This is a genomic window from Plantibacter sp. Mn2098 (genome assembly GCF_049319745.1).
Lineage (GTDB): Bacteria > Actinomycetota > Actinomycetes > Actinomycetales > Microbacteriaceae > Plantibacter.
In genome coordinates this window covers 24,589-40,983 of record NZ_JBMOUH010000009.1, presented here as the reverse complement: position 1 = coordinate 40,983, position 16,395 = coordinate 24,589, and the positions used below count along the sequence as shown (strand labels likewise).

16 protein-coding genes and 2 tRNA genes are annotated in these 16,395 nt (G+C 67.9%); 4 read left to right on the top strand and 14 right to left on the bottom strand.

All coding sequences use genetic code 11. The features are described from left to right. Positions 1-26: 26 nt before the first annotated feature. The 6 genes from ACL9RL_RS14530 to ACL9RL_RS14505 form a co-directional block, all read right to left on the bottom strand. Complete coding sequence (locus tag ACL9RL_RS14530) at positions 27-692, bottom strand: ATP-dependent Clp protease proteolytic subunit (protein WP_422780988.1); 666 nt, start codon at positions 690-692, stop codon at positions 27-29. A 5-nt stretch (positions 693-697) separates the two neighbouring features. Then, a complete protein-coding gene (locus ACL9RL_RS14525) occupies positions 698-1,309 on the bottom strand; it encodes an ATP-dependent Clp protease proteolytic subunit (protein ID WP_422780987.1) in 612 nt (203 codons plus the stop codon). A gap of 80 nt (positions 1,310-1,389) precedes the next feature. Beyond that, positions 1,390-2,295, bottom strand: coding sequence for an EamA family transporter (locus ACL9RL_RS14520; RefSeq protein ID WP_422780986.1), 906 nt, complete (start codon positions 2,293-2,295; stop codon positions 1,390-1,392). A gap of 243 nt (positions 2,296-2,538) precedes the next feature. Further along, positions 2,539-3,057, bottom strand: a complete 519-nt coding sequence (locus ACL9RL_RS14515; protein WP_422780985.1) for a tetratricopeptide repeat protein — start codon at positions 3,055-3,057, stop codon at positions 2,539-2,541. Between the two features lie 130 nt (positions 3,058-3,187). Beyond that, complete coding sequence (gene tig / locus ACL9RL_RS14510) at positions 3,188-4,633, bottom strand: trigger factor (protein WP_422780984.1); 1,446 nt, start codon at positions 4,631-4,633, stop codon at positions 3,188-3,190. A 50-nt stretch (positions 4,634-4,683) separates the two neighbouring features. Next, a tRNA-Pro gene (locus tag ACL9RL_RS14505) sits at positions 4,684-4,760 on the bottom strand. A 248-nt stretch (positions 4,761-5,008) separates the two neighbouring features. On the opposite strand from ACL9RL_RS14505, the gene ACL9RL_RS14500 reads away from it, so the two are divergent. Further along, positions 5,009-5,079, top strand: a tRNA-Gly gene (locus ACL9RL_RS14500). A gap of 154 nt (positions 5,080-5,233) precedes the next feature. Continuing rightward, positions 5,234-5,407: a hypothetical protein gene (locus tag ACL9RL_RS14495; RefSeq protein ID WP_422780983.1), complete on the top strand. Its 174-nt coding sequence runs from the start codon at positions 5,234-5,236 to the stop codon at positions 5,405-5,407. A 109-nt stretch (positions 5,408-5,516) separates the two neighbouring features. Here ACL9RL_RS14495 and ACL9RL_RS14490 read toward each other — a convergent pair whose 3' ends face one another. Further along, positions 5,517-6,041, bottom strand: coding sequence for a gamma carbonic anhydrase family protein (locus ACL9RL_RS14490; RefSeq protein ID WP_422780982.1), 525 nt, complete (start codon positions 6,039-6,041; stop codon positions 5,517-5,519). 160 nt (positions 6,042-6,201) lie between these two features. On the opposite strand from ACL9RL_RS14490, the gene ACL9RL_RS14485 reads away from it, so the two are divergent. Continuing rightward, positions 6,202-6,687, top strand: coding sequence for a Dps family protein (locus tag ACL9RL_RS14485; protein WP_422780981.1), 486 nt, complete (start codon positions 6,202-6,204; stop codon positions 6,685-6,687). Between the two features lie 123 nt (positions 6,688-6,810). Here ACL9RL_RS14485 and ACL9RL_RS14480 read toward each other — a convergent pair whose 3' ends face one another. The 7 genes from ACL9RL_RS14480 to ACL9RL_RS14450 all read right to left on the bottom strand — a co-directional run bounded on the left by ACL9RL_RS14480 (position 6,811) and on the right by ACL9RL_RS14450 (position 13,583). After that, positions 6,811-7,482 carry a response regulator gene (locus ACL9RL_RS14480; RefSeq protein WP_422780980.1) on the bottom strand — a complete coding sequence of 224 codons (672 nt, stop codon included), beginning with the start codon at positions 7,480-7,482 and terminating at the stop codon, positions 6,811-6,813. 4 nt (positions 7,483-7,486) lie between these two features. Further along, positions 7,487-9,031, bottom strand: a complete 1,545-nt coding sequence (locus ACL9RL_RS14475; protein WP_422780979.1) for a sensor histidine kinase — start codon at positions 9,029-9,031, stop codon at positions 7,487-7,489. Positions 9,032-9,142: 111 nt separating this feature from the next. Then, entirely contained in the window at positions 9,143-10,678 is a 1,536-nt protein-coding gene (locus tag ACL9RL_RS14470) for an amidohydrolase (RefSeq protein ID WP_422780978.1), read from the bottom strand. Then, positions 10,675-11,295: an FMN-binding negative transcriptional regulator gene (locus ACL9RL_RS14465; protein ID WP_422780977.1), complete on the bottom strand. Its 621-nt coding sequence runs from the start codon at positions 11,293-11,295 to the stop codon at positions 10,675-10,677. Before ACL9RL_RS14465 ends, ACL9RL_RS14470 begins: the two co-directional genes overlap by 4 nt. 69 nt (positions 11,296-11,364) lie before the next feature. Further along, positions 11,365-12,375, bottom strand: a complete 1,011-nt coding sequence (locus ACL9RL_RS14460) for an Fpg/Nei family DNA glycosylase (RefSeq protein WP_422780976.1) — start codon at positions 12,373-12,375, stop codon at positions 11,365-11,367. 56 nt (positions 12,376-12,431) lie between these two features. Beyond that, on the bottom strand, positions 12,432-12,920 hold the full coding sequence (locus ACL9RL_RS14455) for a ribose-5-phosphate isomerase (RefSeq protein WP_422780975.1): 489 nt from the start codon (positions 12,918-12,920) through the stop codon (positions 12,432-12,434). 54 nt (positions 12,921-12,974) lie between these two features. Then, positions 12,975-13,583 (bottom strand): DsbA family protein, encoded by a 609-nt coding sequence (locus ACL9RL_RS14450; protein ID WP_422780974.1) that lies wholly within the window; start codon positions 13,581-13,583, stop codon positions 12,975-12,977. Between the two features lie 181 nt (positions 13,584-13,764). Here ACL9RL_RS14450 and pepN point away from each other — a divergent pair, with 181 nt between their 5' ends. Then, positions 13,765-16,308, top strand: a complete 2,544-nt coding sequence (pepN, locus tag ACL9RL_RS14445) for an aminopeptidase N (protein WP_422780973.1) — start codon at positions 13,765-13,767, stop codon at positions 16,306-16,308. Positions 16,309-16,395 lie beyond the last annotated feature (87 nt).

Genomic DNA, 16,395 nt, shown 5'->3' with positions numbered 1-16,395 from the left:
TGGCGCGCCGCGTCGATGGAGTGTCCTCAGGCCGTGATCGCCGGAAGGTTCTTCCGGCTCGTCAGGACCTGGTCGATGAGGCCGTACTCGAGAGCCTCTGCCGCGGACAGGATCTTGTCGCGGTCGATGTCCTTGTTGACCTGCTCCGCCGTGCGGTTGGAGTGGTGGGCGAGGGTCTCCTCGAGCCACGTACGCATGCGCAGGATCTCAGCGGCCTGAATCTCGATGTCCGACGCCTGGCCGGAGCCTGCCTGGCCGACGGCCGGCTGGTGGATCAGGATGCGGGCGTTCGGGAGCGCGAGGCGCTTGCCAGGGGTTCCTGCGGCGGTCAGCACGGCTGCTGCCGACGCCGCCTGGCCGAGGACGACCGTCTGCACGTGCGGGCGGATGTACTGCATCGTGTCGTAGATGGCCGTCATCGCGGTGAACGATCCACCCGGAGAGTTGATGTACATCACGATGTCGCGGTCCGGGTCCATGCTCTCGAGCACGAGGAGCTGAGCCATGATGTCGTCGGCCGACGCGTCGTCGACCTGGACGCCCAGGAAGATGATGCGGTCCTCGAACAGCTTGGCGTACGGGTCCTGACGCTTGTAGCCGTAGGCCGTGCGCTCCTCGAAGCTCGGGAGGATGTAGCGTGCACCCGGCATCTGCAGGGACTGGCCTGCTGCAGCGAAAGTGGGGGTCTCCATGGTTCTCAGTTCCTGTCTGTCGCGGCCGAAGGTGCGTCTGCGGTTCCGCCGCCGCCCGAGACGTCGAGTGCGGAGTCGCGGATGTGGTCGACGAAGCCGTATTCGAGCGCTTCCTGCGCGGTGAACCAGCGGTCGCGGTCACCGTCCGCGTTGACCTGCTCGACGGTCTTGCCCGTCTGGGATGCGGTGATCTCGGCGAGGCGCTTCTTCATGTCGAGGATGAGCTTCGCCTGCGTCTGGATGTCGCTCGACGTTCCGCCGAAGCCGCCGTGGGGCTGGTGCAGCAGCACACGCGCGTTGGGCGTGATGTAGCGCTTGCCCTTGGTGCCCGCGGTCAGGAGCAGCTGCCCCATCGATGCCGCCATGCCGATGCCGACCGTCACGATGTCGTTCGGGACGAACTGCATGGTGTCGTAGATCGCCATGCCGGCGGTGATCGAGCCACCTGGCGAGTTGATGTAGAGGTAGATGTCGCGCTTGGGGTCCTCGGCTGCGAGCAAAAGGAGCTTGGCAGCGATCTCGTTGGCGTTCTCGTCGCGGACCTCCGCGCCGAGCCAGATGATGCGGTCCTTCAGCAGTCGGTCAAAGACACTGGGCGAAAGTAGTGGTTCGGCCATGGTCGCTCCGTTTCGGTTGTGCAGTGATTCGAATCTATCGGAGCCGCAGCCCCAGCATCGCCCTGTTCGCCCTCGGCAGACTACGCGAGTGCCAGCATCGTGACTCCGCCGAGGACGACGACCGCGCCGCCGAGCCGCTTGAGCGGCTCCGGTTCCTTGAGGAGCAGCCAGCCGGCGACGCTCACGAGCACTACGCTCATCTCCCTGGCGGGGGCGACGAGCGACACGGGGGCGATCGTCACGGCGTACAGGACGAGGATGTACGACAGCGGCGACAGGACGGCCAACGTCCACACCTGGACGCGGAACCGCCGCCAGACCTCCCGAACCTCAGCACGTCTGCGCCAGGCGACCGGCGCGATGAGGATCGATTCGCCGAGGGTGCACCCGACCATCAGCAGGATGGGCGATGCTCCCAGGTCGCCGACGACGTAGGCGTCCCAGACGGTGTACACCGCGATCGAGACGCCCGTCGCGAGTCCGAACAGCGCCCCGGCGCGCTGTCTCATACGAACCGGTCTCGGCACGACCGCGCCCGGGAGGCTCCGCGCACGTCCAGTCAGCCCGATGCCGACCACACCGGCGACCACCAGAGCGGCCCCGATGAGGCCGAGCATCGTCGGTTCCTCGTGGAAGACGACGATCGCGAACACGACGGAGAGCAGTGGCGCCGTGCCGCGCGCCATCGGGTACACGACCGAGATGTCACCGCGCGCGTACCCGGCTTGGAGCAGGACCATATACCCGACGTGGAGCACGGCGGAGACGCTGGCGCCGAGCAGCACCGCGCCGAGCGCAGACGGTGAGATCGCGGACGGTGCTGCGAACGCCTCGACGGCGGCCACCGGCAGGTAGACGACGGTCGAGGCGACGGCGCCGAGCCAGATGAACGGCAGGCCGGATGAACTGGCGCGTTTCGACGCGAGGTTCCAGCCGGCGTGGGCGAAGGCTGCGAGGACAACGAGGAGCAGGGCGATGGGCGACACGGGATCCGGTTTCTCCGGCGCTGGCGCGCCGAACGGGATCCTCCGGGCTTTTGTCCTGTCAGATGACGGTCTGGCGGGGTGCCGTGACCGTGGCGCCGCTCGGACCTGTCCCGCGCACCCTCATTGTGACGTGCGTCATCGACCGGGGCCTCTGACGACGGGTGCGGGCGGAACCCTAGGCGCTGTCGAGATCAGACTATCCGGCGAGGCCCGCGCGGCACGAACACGGGCGGCAAGATTCGCTCAGTGTTCACCGGTGAGGAGTTCGGTGGCGTACGCGCCGACTGAACGGCGGTAGCGCGGGAGGTGGCCGGAGAGTACACCGAGAGCGACGGAGGTCGCTTCGAGCGTGTCGCCGCGGGTAGCGAGCGACAGGGCGAGGAAGGCGAAGGCCGCATCGATGAGCGGCCCGTCCGGGTGGGTCGCGATCTCGGCGCGCAGCATATCGATGCTCTCCTCGACCCTCCCGAGGTTCCGGAGCGTGCTGGCGAGCTGGATGACCGCTTGCGGCCGACGGTCATCGTCCAGTCCGGCGGCCAGAGCCGCACGATAGAGCGGCTCCGCCTCGGCTTCCAGTCCAGCGGAGTCACGCGCGCCGGCCGCCTCGAAGAGCCCGGCGGCATCACCGGCCGGCCGCTCCGCCACGAGCGCGTCGATGAGCGTGATCGTCTCGAATTCGTCGCCGTCGACCGCTGCCTCCCAGACCGCCGCGATCCGCGACTCCCACTCGGCGGACGGCGAAGTGTGATCGAACTCGGTCATGGCGACTCCTTCAAGCGATCGTGATGGCGCATCCGGGGCCAACCGCTCATGGCGAACCACGGCCCGGGTACAACAGAAGGGGACGGAATCGCTTCCGTCCCCTTCCGGGTGATCTGTGTCAGGTCGAGAACTACTCGGCTGCTGCCTCGTCTGCCGCTGCCTTCTTAGCCGGAGCCTTCTTGGCTGCTGCCTTCTTGGCCGGAGCCTTCTTGGCGGGCGCTTCCTCGGCTGCTGCTTCCTCGGCCGGAGCCTCGTCCGCTGCGTCCTCAGCCGAAGCCTCGTCTGCTGCCGGTGCGTCCTCGACGACGGCGACGAAGTCGCTCAGGTCGACGGACTTGCCGTTCGAGTCGACGACGACGGCCTTGCCGAGGGCGATCGCGATGGCCTTGTTGCGGGCGACCTCGCCGACCATGGCGGGGATCTGGCCCTGCTGGCCGAGCGCCTCGATGAATTCACCCGGCTCCATGCCGTACTGCGAGGCACTCTGGATGAGGTATTCGGTCAGTTCGTTCTGGTTGACCTGGACGTTGAGCGACTCCGCGAGTGCATCGAGCAGGAGCTGCGTGCGCAGCGACTTCTCGCTGGACTCGGTGACCTCTGCGCGGTGGACCTCGTCCTCGAGACGGCCTTCGCCTTCGAGGTGACGGTGCACCTCGTCCTCGATGACGGCTTCCGGAACGGGGATCTCGGACTGCTCGAGGAGCGTGTCGACGAGCTTGGTGCGAGCATCGCGACCCTGCGTGATGACCTGCTGGCGTTCGACGACCTCGCGGAGCTGAGCCTTGAACTCCTCGATCGTGTCGAACTCGCTGGCGATCTGCGCGAAGTCGTCGTCGGCCTCGGGGAGCTCGCGCTCCTTGACGGCGGTCAGGGTGACGGTGACCTCTGCGTCTTCGCCCTCGTGCTCGCCGCCGAGCAGCGGGGAGGTGAAGGTCGTGGTCTCACCAGCGGTGAGGGAGTCGAGTGCCCCGTCGATGCCGGCGAGCAGCTCGCCGGAGCCGATCTCGTAGGAGACGCCGGTCGCGGAATCGACGTCTTCGCCGTTGATCTTGGCGACGAGGTCGAGCTGAGCGAAGTCACCGGTCTTGGCGGGGCGGTCGACCGTGATGAGCGTGCCGAAGCGCGCACGGATGCGGTCGAGCTCGTCCTGGACGTCGGCTTCGCCGGCTTCCTGCGCGTCGACGGTGAGCTCGAGGCCCTCGTACTTCGGCAGGGTGATCTCCGGGCGGACGTCGACCTCGATGTTCACGAGGAGGTCGCCCGAGAAGTCCTTCTCGTTCGGCCACTCGACGATGTCGGCCTGCGGACGACCGAGGGGACGGAGCTCGTTCTCTTCGAGCGCGGTGCGGAAGAAGCCGTCGAGGCCCTCGTTCACTGCGTGCTCGATGACGGCGCCCTTGCCGACGCGCTGATCGATGATCGCGGGCGGGACCTTGCCCTTGCGGAAGCCGGGGATGTTGATGTCCTCAGCGATGTGACCGTATGCGTGAGTGATGCTGGGCTTCAGTTCCTCAGGCGTCACCGCGATGGCGAGCTTGACGCGAGTGGGGCTCAGCTTCTCGACCGTGGTTTTCACGTGTTACTTCTCCTGTGTTGGGGATTCTGCCTCAGTTGAGGTCGCTGACATGGTCGGGGCGACAGGATTCGAACCTGCGACCTCCCGGTCCCAAACCGGGCGCTCTACCAAGCTGAGCTACGCCCCGGATCGGTGTCAATCCGGTGTGTCGACGCGTCCGACTGGCGGCACGCGAAATGACCTCGGTCAGTCTAGCCCAGTTTCTGGGTGCGTCCTGTGCGATGACACGACGACGACTCGCGCGGGCGCATCGTGTGTTCGAAGCGACTGCCGGAATGCAGTAGGCTCGTATGGTGGGTTTCCGGCGCCTCACTGCGCCGAGGTCCAGAACCACACAACTGAATACTCGAATTCCGGCACACATCCGCCGGATTCGGGGCTGTAGCTTAGTGGTAAAGCCTTAGTCTTCCAAACTAATGATGCGGGTTCGATTCCCGTCAGCCCCTCTCCCGTCTGCTCGTCGGACACCTGAAACCCTCGGCATCACGCCGAGGGTTTTCGCGTTCCGGCCGCTTCCCCTGTTGCTCGCTGCGGCCAGACGATAGCGTTGGGCCGAGCCATCGGTGATCGGTTCACGATGACCGACGACGAGGAGACCGCATGCGCATCGCCCAGCTGTGGACGATCATCGGCGCCGTCGTGTTCGTCCTCGGCGGTCTGAGCTTCGCCTTCGGCCGGTTCGGTGTCGGAGTGATGCTCATGGTCGGCTGTGTCGTCTGCCTCGGCGCATCGCTCGCCGCCCAGCGCCGCGCCCGCAAGCGCACGCGCAGCTGACCCGCCACCCCGCCTCCCCGCCAACCCCCACCCTCGACAGCCCGCGAGCTGTCAGTCGTGGCTGGCATGGGGCGTGTCAGAGCAGCCAGGAGTGACAGTTCGCGGGCTGTTACTCGGAGCGGTGCAGTGCGGCGTTGGCGATGTAGTTGGCTGCGTTGGAGCGGATGGATGCCTGCTCCTCAGGCGTCAGGGGCCGACGGACCTTGGCCGGGACGCCGGCCACGAGGGAGCCGGGCGGCACGACGAAGCCCTCCAGGACGACGGCTCCACCCGCCACGAGCGATCCGGCGCCGATGACCGCGCCACTCAGGACGACGGATCCCATACCGATGAGGCAGTCGTCCTCGACGGTGCATCCGTGCACGACCGCATTGTGTCCGACCGACACGTTACGGCCGATGACGGTCGGGAACCCGGCGTCGACGTGCACGGCGACGCCGTCCTGGAGGTTGCTGCCCTCCCCCACCGCGATGGTGTTCGAATCGGCGCGGAGGACGGCGTTGTACCAGACGCTCGTGTTCGCTGCGAGCGTGACGGCGCCGACGATCGCCGCCCCCTGCGCGACGAAACTCGTCCGATCGAGGTGCGGCTCCCGGCCGCCTGGCAGGGACTTGATGATCGCTCCGTCAGTCATCCGCCAACGCTAGCGCAGCCGTCCGATGGGTGTCCCCAACGGGTGAGCACTCGGGTGAGCTGAGCCTCAGCTTCGTAAGTACAGCCTTGACTTGCTTGCGGAATTTCAGGGGCTGAGTAGCGTTGTACCCAACAACGAAGCATGAAGGGGAACCCAACACATGAGCAAGATCACCACCGTCCCGGAGACCATCGCCAACCCGGACGTCGCCGCAGGCGTCGCCCAGTTCCTCAGCCCGGTGGTCGTCGACCTCACCGCCATCGTCGTGAACGGCAAGCAGGCGCACTGGCACGTGCGCGGCGCCAACTTCATCGGTGTGCACGAGCTCCTCGACACCGTCGTTGCCCACGCACAGGATTGGGCCGACACGGCCGCTGAGCGGATCGTCGCCCTGGGCCTGCCCGTCGACGCTCGCCTCAGCACGGTCGCAGCCAAGGCCACGACCCCGCAGATCAGCGAAGGCTTCCAGCAGTCCGACCGCACCATCGCCGAGGTCATCGCGCTCCTCGACGCCGCCGCCGTCTCGGTCAAGACCGCCGTCGACGAGCTCGACGACCTCGACCTGGTCAGCCAGGACGTCGCCATCGAGATCGCCCGCGGCCTCGAGAAGGACCGCTGGTTCCTCTTCGCACACATCAGCCAGTAGGGCGCCCGCGGCGACGCGCCGCACCTCTCCTGAAGCATCAGCACAACAGCGGGACCGCACATGCGGTCCCGCTGTTGTCGTCTGTGGACACGATCAGTCGGATCGCGCGCGGCAGCCGGGTGCTCAGCCCGGCTGTTGCAGGAACGCGAGCACGGCAAGCACCCGGCGATGATCCGTACCGGAGTCTTCGAGTCCGAGCTTCTGGAAGATCGAACCGACGTGCTTCTCGACGGCGCCGACGCCCACGTGCAGCGCGGAGGCGATGCCCTGGTTGGTTCTGCCGGCCGCCATCCGCTCGAGGACGTCCCGTTCGCGCGCCGTCAAGGAGCCGAGCGGATGCTGGCGTCCGGCCAGCAGCTCCCCCACCACGATGGGGTCGAGCACGGTTCCACCGGCAGCCAGCCGTTCGATCGCATCCTGGATCTGCTCAAGGGAGGTCACCCGGTCCTTGAGCAGATATCCGACGCCGCCGGAGCCCTGCGCGAGCAGCTCCTGCGCATAGACGGTCTCCACGTACTGGCTGAGCAGGAGCACTCCGACACCCGGCCTCGTGCGTCGGATCTCGATCGCCGCGCGCACACCCTCGTCACGGAAGCTCGGCGGCATCCGCACGTCCATCACCACGACGTCAGGGGCGTCGGCATCGATCGCGCCGACGAGCGCATCCGCGTCGCCGTAGGCGCCGACGGTCGTGAACCCGGCCTCGTCGAACAGCCGGAGCAGCCCCTCGCGCAGGAGGGTCGAATCCTCGGCGATCGCGACCCGCAGGCGGTGTGACGGTGCTTGCTCTTCCACGAGGTCAGGATACGGGTTCGGCGGGCGGCACCGTCCGCGCGGCCGGGGGCACGGCTGCGGAGCGGCTCGTACCGGCCGGGAGCGGGATCGTCACGGCGACGGTCGTCGGCCCACCGATCGGGCTGTCCAAGGTGAGGGTGCCGTTCAATCCTCTGACGCGGTCGTCCAGACCGGCGAGCCCGTGTCCGAGGACGGGCGCAGCTCCCCCGCGTCCGTTGTCCGTCACGGTGATGACGAGGAGCGAACCTGCAGCCCTGGCGCCGTCGGACCGCTGATCCGACACGGTCGCGGTGAGGAACGCCGATGTGGCCTGCGCGTGCTTCGCGACGTTCGTCAGCAGCTCCGCAGCGATGAAGTACGCGCTTCGCTCGACCTCAGGCGGCAGGACACGCCCCGTGAGGTCGGTGAGGTGCGTGGTCGTCGGGACGACGGAGCGGGCGGAGAGCGACTCGAGCGCCGGGACGAGTCCGCGGTCCTGCAGCAGCGGCGGCGCGAGGCCCTTCGAGAGCGCCCTGAGTTCGTCGAGGGCGTCCTTCGCGTGGGTCGACGCCTCCGCCAGGAGCGTCCTGGTCGCCTCCGGATCGCTGTCGAGACGTCGTTCGGCTGCGGCGATGTCCATCTGCAGGCGGATGAGGCGCTGCTGCGGTCCGTCGTGGATGTCCCGTTCGAGCCTGCGGATCGAGGTGTCCTCCGCGGCGAGTGCTGCGGTGCGCGCCGCCTCGGCGACATCGAGCTCCGCCCGGAGTCCTTCCGAGGCCCAGGCACCGATCATGCCGCGGGCGATGCCGTGGTGGATGAGCACAAGACCGCGGACGACGAACGGCAGCGTCGCCAGGAAGACGAGTCCGATCACCGCGTACACGACGGCGACGAAGACCGGCGAGATCACGGGAGCCGTGCCGGCTTCGAACGAGCCGGGGTTCGCCCACTCCCAGATGAGATCGGGCAGGGAGTGGTTGCCGTCCGAGTCCGGCAAGGACCACGCCCACAACCAGTAGGTGACGCCGGCCAGGGCTGTGGAGAGCCACGTGATCGTGATCGACCATGTCACGGTGCCGACCACGGGGTTCACCACGAGCGTGTGGACGAGTGCAAGCCACCATCGACCGTTGGCGAGCGGTTGGAGAAGGCGGCCGAGGAAGCCGCGGTCGACCGCTGCGACGCGCGGGTCGTGCCTGTCCCAGGCAGGCGCCGCGATCGGCGGGAGCGAGGTGGTGCGGAGTCGGATGCGCTCGGTCTCGGCGAAGAACCGCGACAGCCACAGTGCGCCGACGACGATGGGGATCCCGATGCCAAGCACGGCGAGCCCGATGCCGGTGGAGAACACACTGGAGACGATGCTGAGGCCGATCACCACGATCGGGAGCAGAGGGAGGAGGAATGCCAGGCCGCCGGGGACCGCGGCCCACAGCGCGCGGTACCCGGTCCTCCCGTGGGTCGACGCGTCGTGCGGGACGGGTGCGAACCCTCCGGGGAAGTCACCGTCCCGGAGCGGGACGGTACCCTGCGCGTCTCGGTAGTGCATGTCGGTGAGGCTATCGGATGTCATGACCTCAGACTCTCGGATCCCCCCAGCATCCGACATCCGGCGGCCGCCCGAGCATACCCGGGGGTTATCCCCCGGTATGCGTTCGATGGGCGCGGCTTCGAAGTGTGACGCTCACGCGCGGTGCGTGACGGCTCCACCGAGCAGCGTGAGCCGGACGGGCATCGTGCGCAGCTCATCGGCCGTGGCGGTGAATGGATCCCGGTCGACGACGATGAGGTCTGCTGGTTGCCCGACGCCCACGTACTCGAGTCCGGTGCGTGTGGACGCCTCGATGGCTTCGTCGATCGTCAGCGCCTGCTCGGGGTGCCACGGCTCGCGGCCGTCCCTCGACCGCCCGACGGCTGCAGAGATCGACACCCAGGGGTCGAGCGGGGCCACGGGCGCGTCGGAGCCGAGGAGCACCCTGGCGCTCGCATCGAGCAGGCTGCGCAGGACGAACGCCCGGTCGGTGCGCCCGGCCCACTGGACGTCGGCGACGTCGCGGTCGTCCATCGCGTGCTCCGGCTGCACACTCGCAGCGATCCCGAGCTCCGCGAAACGCGGGACGTCGACGTCGCGCACGAGTTGCGCGTGCTCGATCGAACCGGCCGCGCCCGTCTCGGCTATCGCGTCGAGCGCGAAGCTGTTGGCGCGATCTCCGATCGCGTGGACGGCGCAGCGGAGTCCGGAGGACGTCGCGACCCGGAGCAGCGCGGTCAGGTGCTCAGGATCGACGCTCAGGATGCCGTGGGCGCCGCGTGTGCCTTCGAGGCCGGGATACACGTCGTCGCAGTACGCCGTTCTGGTGTTGAGCGAGCCGTCCGTGATCACCTTGAACGGACCGACCTCGATGAGCCCGTCCGTCCCGGCGAGGATCGCACCGCTCGCGAGACCGGCGCCGATGGCGCGGTCCAGGTGTTCGGGATAGATGCCGAACTCGACCCGGAGGGACCGATGACCTGCCGCGGCGCGCCGGAGCCAGTCGCCCGCGTTCCACCGCATCTCCAGATCGACGATGCCGACCACGCCGCGCGCAGCAGCGGCCGCGGCTGCATCGGCGACCCACCGGTCCGACACCTCCTCCGGCACGGAGTCGAGCTGCTTGAGCATGGAGAACGACTCCTCCTCTCGCAACAGACCCGTCGGATGGTCGCCGATGCCGAGCGCGACGAGGGCGGCCGAGTTGAGCCACGAGCAGTGCAGGTCGGCGCTCACGAGGACGACTTCGCGATCGGGCGCGACCGCATCGAGGAGCGAACGATGCGGTGCGTCGGACCAGAGGGCGTCACGGAACAGGGCGCCCTCGATGCGGCCGCTGCCCGCCCCTGCACGCTCGCCGACGATTCGAGCCGCGTCAGCGGCGGACGTCGCGCCAGACAGGTCGATGCGGCGCGAGGTCTGCGCCCACTGGGTGAAGTGCACGTGGTGGTCCCACAGACCGGGGAGCACGTAGCCGCCCGCTGCATCGATGATGACGGCGTGCGGTCCGGTCGTCGAGGTGCCACTTAGCGCGATCTCCACGATCTCGCCGTCGCGCAGGACGATGTCGACCGGCTCCGCACCGGAGACCCCGCCCTGATGAGGCCCGCTCACTCTGGCGCCGCGCACGACGGTGACGAGCGCATCCAGCGCCGGCTGTGACGCGGTGTGCGCCGATTCGCCCGTCATCGCTTGGCCCGGCGCATCTCTGCCGCGAGCTCCGGATTGCGGTACTGCTCGCCCTCCTCCAGTTCGAGGATGATGCGATCGACGACTTCCGGCGCCTTGTTCTGGCTGAGCTTGCGCTTGGCGACGACCTTCGTCGGCGTCAGGCGGAATCCGACGGTACCGCCGCTGATCCGCTGCGCATACGCCGCATCGTCCGCGGTCCCCTCCATCAGGCGAGGCTCCGGCATCCGCGCTTCGAAGTGCTCGACGAGCTGCCCGAGCACGGCGTAGTTCTCCTCCGCGCTGAGGATCTCCGGGGTGCCGGTGAGGTGCGCCGCGACGAAGTTCCAGGTCGGGACTGCCGGATTCGCGTCGTACCATCCTGGCGAGATGTAGCCGTGCGGCCCCTGGACCACGATCATGATCTCGCGTTCCCCGAGGCCGTGGATCGCTTCGTCCGGTCGTCCGACGTGGCCGAGGACGGTGAGGTCGTCGCGTTCAGGGTCGAGCACAACGGCGTAGTGCGACGCGACCAGGCCGTCCTCGGTGTCGCTCACGATCGTGACCCACGGATTCCGTTCGATGAGGCGACGGACTTCCTGGACGTCACCGAGCACAAAGCTGGGGTTCTGCCGCATAACGGTCTCCTTCTCGGCTGCTCAGGTTCTCGGCTGCTCAGGTTGTCGACAGCTCAGGTGCTCGACAGCTCAGCGCTGGCAGTTCGGGCACCAGTAGAGCTTCCTGGCGCCCATCTCCTCCAGGACGATGTTCGTGCCGCACACCCGACACGGCAGGCCCTCGCGCTTGTACACCCAGTGCCGGTCGGCCCGGTTGGCCATCGCGAGGCGGTACTCCGCCGGTTCGAGGTCGTCCATCGTCATCATCTGGCCGGTTTCGACGCCGATCCCGAGCAACACGACCCAGTCGCGCCAGATCTCGCGCAGCGTCTCGACCGGAACGTTCTTGCCGGGCTTGTGCGGGTCGAGCCGCGCCCGGAAGAGCATCTCGGCGCGGTAGACGTTGCCGATGCCGCTGATGATCTGCTGATCCATCAGGAGCAGGCCGATGGGCGAACCCTTCTTGTGCGCCCTCGTGACGAACCGGTCACCCGCCTCATCACTCGGGTCGAGGAGCGGGTCCGGCCCCAGCCGATCGATGACCGCCTGCACACCGGCGTCGTCGATGACCTCGCACGCCGTCGGTCCGCGGAGGTCGGCGACGGTCGTGTCCGTCAGCAGCCGGACACGGACCTGGCCGACCGGCTCAGGCGGGAACGTCTCGTCCGCGGAGTCGTCGAGCGCCTTCGTCTGCTCCGACATCCGCACACGTGCTCGCCTCGGCGCGCCGATGCTGTGCACCGAGTTCTCACCGTCCGCATCGTGGATGACCTCGTCCAGCACCTCGGCATCGAGCACCGTGCCGCGCTGATTGGTCTGCCCCATCCGGCCGTTCGCCGAGGCGATGGTGGGGTCGGACACGATCTCCCCCGCGAAGTCCCACGCTCCGTAGAGTCCGAGGTGCACACGGAGCCAGACGCCATCGCCGAACTCCATGAACATCTGCTTGCCCACCGCCATCACCCGCGTGACGGTTCGGCCGTCCAGCAGGGTCGCCCCCTCGGCGAACCGCCCCTGCGGCGACGACACGGCGACCTGCTTGCCGACGAAGTTCGCGCTGAACTGCCTGGCGATGCGGTGGACGGAGTGACCCTCTGGCACCGTGACTCCTTCAGTGGGGTTGGCGGTCAACGGCCTGGACTGGCCGCGCGTTCAGTTCAGGCGTCGACGCCCTTGCCAGCGATCGTGCCGGTCGCCTCGTACTCTGCGAGCTGGGCGATGCGACGGACGTGACGCTCTTCGAGGGAGAACGGCTCGGCGATGAACGCGTCGATGAAGGAGACGGCCTCCTCGATCGTGTGCTGGCGGGCGCCGATCGAGATGACGTTCGCGTCGTTGTGCTGGCGCGCGAGTTCGGCCGTGCTGAGGTTCCAGACGAGCGCTGCACGGGCGCCGACGACCTTGTTGGCCGCGATCTGCTCGCCATTGCCCGATCCGCCGAACACCACGCCGAGCGCCTCGATCCCGGCCTGCTGGTCGCGGACGACCGCCTTCGCGGCGTTGATGCAGAACGCCGGGTAGTCGTCGAGCGCGTCGTAGGCCGTCGGCCCGTGGTCGACGACCTCGTGACCGTTGCCCCGCAGGTGGTCCTGGAGGTGCTGGCTGAGTTCGAGTCCGGCGTGGTCGGTGGCGATGTGGATGCGCATGGATCCCATCCTATTGATCTCCGGACGCGGCCGATCCGCGTCCGGAGACCTCGTTCAGTCGAAGATCGGACCGACGGTGCGGCTGCGCTTCAGCTCGAAGAACCCGGGGTAGTTCGCCGCCGCGACGACGCCGTCCCAGAGCGCGAGCGCCTGCTCGCCCTTCGGGGCAGGTGAGACGACCGGGCCGAAGAAGGCGATGCCGTCGACCGCGATGACGGGTGTCCCGACATCCTGGCCAACCCGGTTGATGCCGTCGAAGTGGCTTGCGCGCATCGTCGTGTCGTGGGCATCGGTCTCGGACAGCGCGGCGAGGTCAGCCGGGAGTCCGACTTCGGCGAGCGCCTCTGCGATGATCTCGTCGACGTCGCTGCGTCCGCCCGGGTGGATGCGGGTGCCGAGTGCGTCGTACAGCGGCTTCACGACGTCCTGACCGTGCAGGTCCTTCGCTGCTGCGACGAGTCGCGTGTATCGGAGCGCCCGGGGGAAGAACGCGCGGTACTCCTCCGAGACGTCGTTGTCCTCGTTGAGCACGGCGAGGCTCATGATGCTCCACGTGACGTCGAGGTCGCGGTGCGCCGACACCTCGTCGACCCATCGGGAGGTCATCCAGGCCCAGGGGCAGGAGGGATCGAACCAGAACTCGACGCGCGTTGTGTTAGCCATGCATCCAGCCTAGAGGCGCTTCCGAACCACTGGTTCCTTACGCATTGCGACAGGTCGCTCGGATAGGGTTGACGGGTGCACCGGGGTCGCCACGAGCACCCGGTCGCACGTCACATCGCGTCCAGTCGACGCGCCACACCAGTCGACTCATCCAGTCAGCATCCAGTCGCAAGGAGCAGCAGTGCCAGGAGAGAACCTCACCCGTGTCGAAGCCCAGGAGCGCAAGTCGCTCGTGGACACCGCCAGCTACGAGGTCGTGCTCGACCTGACGACTGGCCCGGAGACCTTCCGCAGCACCACGACCGTCCACTTCCAGGCGAAGCCGGGCTCGTCCACGTTCATCGACGCCATCACGAAGACCGTGCACCGCGTCACCCTGAACGGCGTCGACCTCGACCCGGCCGTGGTGAACGACGGCGTTCGCATCCAGTTGGACGGCCTCGCGGAGCACAACGAACTCGTCGTCGACGCCGACGCCCTGTACACGAACACGGGCGAGGGCCTGCACCGCTTCGTCGACCCGGTCGACGGCGAGGTGTACCTGTACAGCCAGTTCGAGGTGCCGGACTCCCGCCGCGTCTTCGCCGTGTTCGAGCAGCCCGACCTGAAGGCGACGTTCGCGTTCACGGTCACGGCTCCGACCGCTTGGCAGGTCGTCTCCAACTCACCGACGCCCGAGCCCGTCGAGGCATCTGACGGAGCGTCGACGTGGTCGTTCGAGCCCACCCCGCGCATCTCCTCGTACATCACCGCGCTCGTCGCCGGCCCATACGACGTGGTGCGCAGCGAGCTCACCTCACGCGACGGCCGCATCGTGCCGCTCGGCGTGTTCACGCGCAAGAGCCTCACGGAGTACCTCGACGCGGACTACATCTTCGAGAAGACCCGTCAGGGCTTCGCATACTACGAAGAGAAGTTCGACTACGCGTACCCCTTCGCCAAGTACGACCAGCTCTTCGTGCCCGAGTTCAACGCCGGCGCGATGGAGAACGCAGGCGCGGTGACGTTCACGGAGACCTACGTCTTCCGTTCGAAGGTCACCGACGCCATCAAGGAGCGTCGTGTCGTCACGATCCTGCACGAGCTCGCCCACATGTGGTTCGGCGACCTCGTCACCATGAAGTGGTGGAACGACCTGTGGCTGAACGAGTCCTTCGCGGAGTGGGCATCCACGATCGCCACGGCCGAGGCCACCGAGTGGACCGAGGCGTGGACGACGTTCAACGCCATGGAGAAGACCTGGGCGTACCGCCAGGACCAGCTGCCCTCCACGCACCCCGTCGTCGCCACGATCAACGATCTCGAGGACGTCCAGGTCAACTTCGACGGCATCACCTACGCGAAGGGCGGCTCGGTCCTCAAGCAGCTCGCCGCGTGGGTCGGCATCGAGGCGTTCTTCACGGGCGTCGGCAACTACTTCAAGAAGCACGAGTTCGGCAACACCGAGCTGTCGGACCTGCTGGTCGAGCTCGAAGCCACAAGCGGTCGTGACCTGCGCGAGTGGTCGAAGCTGTGGCTGGAGACCGCCGGCGTCGGCACCCTGACGCCGGAGATCGCAACCGACGAGCAGGGCGTCATCACGTCGTTCTCCGTCACGCAGACGGTCGAGGTCGACTACCCGACCCTCCGCCCGCACCGCCTCGCGATCGGTTTCTACACGCTCACGGACGGCAAACTCGTGCGCACCCACCGCGTCGAACTCGACGTCGACGGCGCGAGCACGGACGTCGCAGAGCTCGTCGGCCTCACGCGGCCCGACCTCGTCCTGCTGAACGACGACGACCTCGCGTACGCGAAGATCCGTCTCGACGAGCGCTCGCTCGCCACGGCCATCGAACACCTCGCGTCGATCGAGGACCCGCTGGCCCGCTCGCTCGTGTGGGGTGCGGCCTGGGACGCCACGCGCGACGCAGAGACCAAGGCGTCGGACTACGTGGACCTCGTCCTCGGCAACATCGCCACGGAGACGGAGTCGACGACGCTGCGCACCACGCTCGGGCAGCTGGGCCTCGCCGCACGCAGCTACGTCGCACCCGCCGCCCGCCAGGCGACGATCGAGCGCGTCGGCGACAGCCTCTGGGCCCTCGCCCAGGCGGCGGAGGCCGGCACGGACGCGCAGTTCCAGTTCGTGAAGTTCTTCGCAGCGCTCGCGTCCACGCCGGAGCACGGCGCAGCACTGCAGGGCCTCCGCGACGGCGGCATCGCCCTCGACGGTCTGACGATCGACACCGACCTGCGTTGGGAGCTCCTCGAGGGTCTTGTGCTCCTCGGCCTCGCAAGCGCAGACGACATCGATGCAGCGCTCGCCGCAGACAACACGGCCAACGGACAGCAGGCGGCGGCTCGCGCCCGCGCGACCATTCCGACGGCTGCGGGCAAGCGCGCGGCGTTCGCCTCCGTCGTGGACGCCGACGACCAGCCGAACGCCATCGTGCGCAACATCGGTCTCGGTTTCCAGCGTGTGGCGGACCCCGAGCTCATCCGTCCGCTCGTCGCGCCGTACTTCGCGTCGCTGACGACGGTGTGGGAGAGCCGCAGCTACAAGATCGCCGAGTACATCGTCGAGGGCTTCTACCCGTCCGCGCTGGCCTCGCCGGCGCTTCGCGACGAGACGCAGGCGTGGCTCAACGCGAACGACGGCGTCCCAGCGCTCCGTCGTATGGTCGTCGAGAGCCTCGCCGGTGTTGACCGTGCACTCCGCGCTCAGGCGAAGGACGCCGAGTAGCCGGACAGCCGTAGTACCCGGGTACCAACCCGCGCTTCGCTGAAACCCCTCCCGGGCATGATCCGTCCGGGAGGGGTTTCTCCGTAC